This window comes from Lishizhenia sp., assembly GCF_033720595.1.
Lineage (GTDB): Bacteria > Bacteroidota > Bacteroidia > Flavobacteriales_D > Crocinitomicaceae > Lishizhenia.
The window spans coordinates 1-5,782 of the sequence record NZ_JAWWCF010000185.1; the positions used below are offsets into that span (position 1 = coordinate 1).

General features: G+C 37.8%; 4 protein-coding genes. 1 reads left to right on the forward strand and 3 read right to left on the reverse strand.

What is annotated here, in order from left to right; all coding sequences use genetic code 11:
* The 3 genes from R3333_RS11925 to R3333_RS11935 all read right to left on the reverse strand — a co-directional run.
* A partial coding sequence (locus R3333_RS11925; protein WP_318959003.1) for a class I SAM-dependent methyltransferase occupies nt 1-395 on the reverse strand: 395 nt, incomplete at its 3' end.
* A complete protein-coding gene (locus R3333_RS11930; RefSeq protein WP_318959004.1) occupies nt 379-1,476 on the reverse strand; it encodes a CDP-glycerol glycerophosphotransferase family protein in 1,098 nt (365 codons plus the stop codon). The genes R3333_RS11930 and R3333_RS11925, both read right to left, overlap by 17 nt.
* Nucleotides 1,457-4,438: a YfhO family protein gene (locus R3333_RS11935; protein WP_318959005.1), complete on the reverse strand. Its 2,982-nt coding sequence runs from the start codon at nt 4,436-4,438 to the stop codon at nt 1,457-1,459. The genes R3333_RS11930 and R3333_RS11935 overlap by 20 nt, the downstream gene beginning before the upstream one ends.
* 468 nt (nt 4,439-4,906) lie before the next feature.
* On the opposite strand from R3333_RS11935, the gene R3333_RS11940 reads away from it, so the two are divergent.
* Nucleotides 4,907-5,782: hypothetical protein (locus R3333_RS11940; RefSeq protein WP_318959006.1), on the forward strand; the 876-nt coding region annotated here is incomplete at its 3' end.

Here is a 5,782-nt window from a genome sequence, read left to right on the forward strand (position 1 = left end):
GGTTTAAGGTTGCGCTGTGCCCATTTCAATACCCTTTTTTCTCCTTTTTTGTCAATTGAATGTAAGGTAAATCTTGAGTAAATAACATCCACTTTTTCAGACAAATCGTCTAAACGCGTAAAGTCATTTGTTTCAGCAGTAATTCCTTCTATTTCGTTTAAGTTTTTCGTAGTAAATTCAGATTGATCTATCGCTTTTACATTCAACCCTTTTTGAGCAAAATACAAGGCATCTCTTCCATTACCACACCCTAATTCAATAAGAGAATCTCCTTTTTTAAGGTATCCTTCTTTCACTAAGAATTTGGCGAATAAACTCGGGTTTGCATTAAACTTCTTCCCTTGTTCTTTGTAGTATTTTTCCCAGTATTTTTTGTCGTTAAATAGATCTTGCATGTTTTTTTATTATTGTATATAAATTTTCACAAACCTTTCCGTCAGTTTCTTGATGGAATTTATGTTTGATTTTTTGAGCTTCTTCTTGGTAGGGATTTTTGTTTTTGGCAACTCCCTGTATAAAGGTTTCTAATTCGCTTTGTTTTGAAATTTTTGGTCCAGGTGTATTTTCAAAATAAGGGAAAGAAAACCCTCTAATTTTTTCATATTCATCGTAGTCGTAAGGAATAAATGCAACAGGTCTATCCAAGAGTAAAAAGTCTAAATATACGCTTGAATAATCCGTAATTACAGCGCTGTAATGAGAGAGTACCTCATTCACATCGGGATAAATATTACTTCCCTCAAAATAGATGTTTTTTAATCCTTCGAAAACACCTTCCTTTTTGTAAACCGATTCTTCATTGATATGAAGTCTGACCGCTATAGAAACGTCGAGTTGATTCAAAAGCTTGTCCAGTGCCTTTAAATCTTTGTCCTTAAAAGGAAACAATTGCGTAATGTTTGTATCTCTAAAAGTAGGAGCAAAGAGTATCTTCTTTTCCTTAGGCAAGTCAAAATTATTTCGTTTTAACTTATCATTTCTAGCCTGCCCGGCAACAATAATGCTTGATGGGGCCATTTGCATGTTTTGTACCGTAAACTCTTTTTCGATTTCAGAGGAAACCACAAAATTGTCCCAAACACCGAGATTATCACCGTTAACCGCTTCAATTTTTTTAACAGGTATAGCATGAAATAGATTCAGCACCCAGCGTTTTTTATTCGGTTTAAAAAAGTAGGGAAAGAAATCAAACGCACCATGGGTCATCACTAACACCTTTGCGCGCATCATAATAAATGGCGTTTTCCAGTGATAAGCATACAAGGGGTGGCCTGGTATCTTCTCCATCAATTCCTTTTTTTTGGTAAAGAAGTATACCTTTTCTCCTTGATCCAAAAAATATTCATACAGGTATTTGGAGTTATCTGCGTAACCTTTTGCAGATCTACAGCCAAATACGATGTGTTTCTTTGTGGAAAATAAGGCGTCTAACCCAGAACTGATGAATTTAGAAATCCTACGAATTCTCTTTTCCATTTCTTTTTTCTAAAATAAACAGTACGAGAATCAAAAGAATCAACCCTAAACTCAACACAAAAGAAATAGTATTCACCGTACCAAAACTTGGTACTTCAAATTTCATTACCAATTCTTTAGCTCCTGCGGGTAGAATAACCCCTCTTAACAAGTAGTTTGTTTTTTCAATGTCTACCTTTTCTCCATCTACATAAGCATTCCATCCATCAGGGTAGTATACTTCAGAAAGCACTGCAAACTGCTCTCCTGTCGTGTTGATCGCGTAACGTAACTCATTGGGTGCGTAAGAAGTCATTTCAATACTTCCTTTTCCACTGAAGGTTTTACCTTTTACTTTTTCGTAGGTAGAAGGAGTGATAATAGCTTCTGTTTTCGGCATAAAGTTATCTACTACTTCTTGTGTTACTAATACTTCAAATGAATTTGTTGTATCTGCTTCTAAAGTGAAGTTAGGTACCCAATTTCCTCTTCCGTTAACGTCTGCTACAAAGCTTGAAGCCTGACCTGTTTGAAGGGTTTTTTGAATATTAATAGCCAAAGAATCTCCGTTGTTGACGTAAGTAATGTTTTCGGCTCCGTATACCAAAGCTTCATTAACTACTTCGTTGTTCACCACCAACGTTCCATTTCCTTGGTTGCTAATTTTAACTTCTTTCCCCAAAGCTCTGATTTCTTCTTCTGGAGTTTCTTCTACTTGGAACTCTGTAACAAACCAGGCATTTCCTAAAGCATTTGGATTAGGTTGCGCTTGGTAGTCACCCGTTTGCTGATTCCTTTGTATGAAGTACTTCACGTTAAACATGTCAAACACCTTGTAGTTTCCTTGTGATAATTGGAAGTTATAGATGTTTTGTATGTTTCTCAGCTTGGCTCCGTGGTATCCTCCTAAAGATTTGTGGAAGTAAGAAGCTCTCGATGAGTTCGTTCCACCACTTGGTTCGTAAACTCTATAGTTGGTATTGGCATTTAAGGCCGCAAATTTCTTACCTGCAATGTAGTTTGCATATCCTTTCTCTCTGCGTAAGTCTTTATCTTCTGCAGCGTTAGCGGCTTCATCAATAATAGCTTTCAACGCTGGATTTTGAGCAATCTCATTCTGCATGATTTGCTGATCTGCCGTAGTAGGGGAGAAAGGGTTTCTTTTTTCAAATTCTGGCATCCAGAATTTCATCTCTCTTCCTTCTTTTTCAGCATTCAAGTAAATTCTATCTACTGGAATTAAGTCCGCCAATATTAATACCGCTAAACCTCCAATTAATAATTCCTTTTTAAAATCGTATTTCAAGAAAGCAAAAATCAATAGAGCTGCTACCAATAAGAATCCAAATGATCTGAGGTAACTAGATTTTGCTACATCCGCTCTAAAGGCTACTACCGCATCAAAACTTTTGGTTTGGTTGGCTACTACATTTTGTATAAATGCATTCTTCTCTTGTGGATTGTTTAAGTTTACCCCGTATTGTTGTTTGGCTTGTTCTACCGGAATGCTTTCTATTTGCGAACGCACGTTAGCTTCCATTCCGTATAAGAATTCGTTTTCTCTTTCGCTTAGGTAATCGTCTCCTGTACCTGCAAAAGCAAAGATTAAAAGTAACAAGGCACTTGCTCCAGAAACAATGTAAAAGGTTTTCATTTGCGCTTTGATCGCTTCTCTTTCGTTGACAAGCTTCTGCAAGAACAATACTCCTAAAAGAGGTACACAAATCTCAACGATGGCCAAAATAATGGTTACCGCTCTAAACTTGTTGTATCCAGGAATGTTATCGATAAAGAACTCTGTAAGTCCCATGTAGTTTTTCCCCCAAGAAAGCATCAAACACAAAATTGTGGCAGCCAAAAGTGCCCACTTCATTCTGTCTTTAACAAATACCAAGGCTAATAATGCCAAGAATACGACGATGATACCTAAGTAAACCGGACCCGTTACAATGGGTTGGTCTCCCCAATACATCATTTGCTTGGCCAGTTCTGGTGCGTCAGAACGGAACTCCTTTTCTTTCAATTTATCTTTGAACGGACTGTTCCCAATTACAGCAGATCCACCTCCATGAATATAAGGCGAAATCAAAGTCATTGATTCTCCAATTCCATAACTCCATTGTGTAATGTAGTCTTTGTCTAAACCTTTCGACTGATTTTTGGCAGCCGTAGTTCCGTCCGGGTTAATTTTAATATCGTTTTCTCCACGAATCGTGTACTTCGCGTAGTCGTTCGTAAAGGTGATGTTACCATAGTTAATTCCAAGGGCAAATCCATAAGCAACCAAGATTCCAACAGTAGCTAAACCGAAGCGCTTAAAGTTCGATTCTTTACCAAAGGCACGTACCAATTCAACAATACCCATAAAGAGCAATACAATGCCTAAGTAATAGGTAATTTGTAAGTGGTTGGCAGAAATTTCCATCCCCATGAATAGGGCTGAGAGTAAAATACCCCACTTTAAATTGTTGCGGAAAGCCATGTAAAAGGCTCCTATAACGGGCGGTGCTAAGGCAATGGCTACCGCTTTAGAGTTGTGACCGGCTTGCAGAATAATGATGTAGTAAGAGGAGAAGGCAAAGGCCAAAGCTCCTAAAATAGCTACCCATTTATTGGTTCTAAAACACAACAGCATAATGTAGAACCCTGTGAGGTAAGTTAAGAAAATACCTGCAGGAGATCCTATCCAAAAACCAAGCGCACGCTTTATTTTGGTCATCAAGTTCCCATCATATACCGTAGAAATTTGATAGGTCGGCATTCCACCGAACATAGAGTTCGTCCACAGTGGTTCTTCACCGTTTTCGGCTCTGTATTCAACGGTTTCGTGCGACATACCAATGAACTGTTCAATATCGTGTTGTTTCAATCCATTGCCTCCAAATTGAGGAGAGAAGTAACCTAGGGTGATAATGAAAAATAAACCAAGGGCGAAAAAATGTACCCAGTTGCGTTTAAAGAATTCAGTAACGTTGAATTTCATATCTTGATTTTATGCGTGTTTTAGAAGCGATGAAGATAATAATTTTAGTAGGGATGTAAAGTGATTGTTTCGCTTTTATTACCTAGCCCTTTAGATTTTATGTTTTTTTAGGCTGCCCGGGCGCGCTATCCATTATAATCCGCGGTGGTTGCCCCCTTCAACTAAAGTCTTTCACAGGTTATCACCTGCAAAGCCTAAGTTTCAGTACGGCATCCCCCTGTGGGTTGTCATTCCTATCGCTGGCAGAAAAAGTGACTAGTTCTGAACAATTCAAGAGAAATTACTTTTTATCAGGTTTTGATTTGAATTTTAAAATGTTATCCACTTGTTAACCACGCTTTGTTTTTCAGGCATTTAAATGTCGTAACTTTACTAGTATCCATAAAACCCTCTGCTATGTTTAAAACAATGAGCAAACTTATTAAGTCTTCTCAAAATCCTATAGAGACTCTCCCTGAAATAAAAATCATGCGCCTTATTTTTTGGTGTTATTTTGCTAGTTTAGCTCATGTAGCTGGAGCGCAAACTCCAGGTGGTTTGTCAGATTCTACTACTTTTTGGATTAAGGCCAACAATGGAACATCCTCTACAGTGCCAAATGGTTCTATCGGAACATGGCAAGATCAATCTCCTTTTGCAAAAGATGTTAGCCAAGTCACGCAAGGAAAACAACCAAAATTTACAGTAAGTAATATCAATTATAATCCCTCCGTTCACTTCGATGGTGTAAACGATTATTTACGAGTCGACCTAGGTACCGATGAATATACCTCCGAATTCAATTTTTTTATTGTTGTAAAATTAAATTCTAATACCAACCTTGGGGCTGTTTTTCATAATCACTCCACAACCTCTGGAGATATAGATCTTACTTCTTTTCAATTCGATTCGAATGGAAGTACTTATAGGTACAGAAATAATAGTGATATCAATGGGGTAAACGGACTCCCATTCTCAACCTATAATACAAATTTCCGATTATTTAGCATTCGAAGTTATGGGGAAAACAATAATACGGCGGTGAAAGCATTCGAAAATGGAGTAATTGTGGGGTCAGCGCAATTTACTGGACAAAATAGAGGGCAGCGTTTTAGAGATTATTTCTTAGGCGCCAATCGAATTGCAGTGGTATCCAATAGTGGTACATTTTCTAACAATTATACGGCTGAAGTTATTATTATCCCAAAAGATTTGTCCGAAGATGATAGGCGTAAGGTTGAGACCTACTTAGCAGTAAAATATGGATTTACACTTTCTAATGTTGGTAGTGGTGTAAAGGGAGATTATGTAGCAACGAATGACGCATTGCTCTGGGATGCATCGCTAGCCGGTGGCTATCACAAC

Coding starts and splice junctions, on each gene's coding strand:
- R3333_RS11930 (WP_318959004.1), bottom strand. CDS start 1,476: ATGGAAAAGAGAATTCGTAGGATTTCTAAATTCATCAGTTCTGGGTTA.
- R3333_RS11935 (WP_318959005.1), bottom strand. CDS start 4,438: ATGAAATTCAACGTTACTGAATTCTTTAAACGCAACTGGGTACATTTT.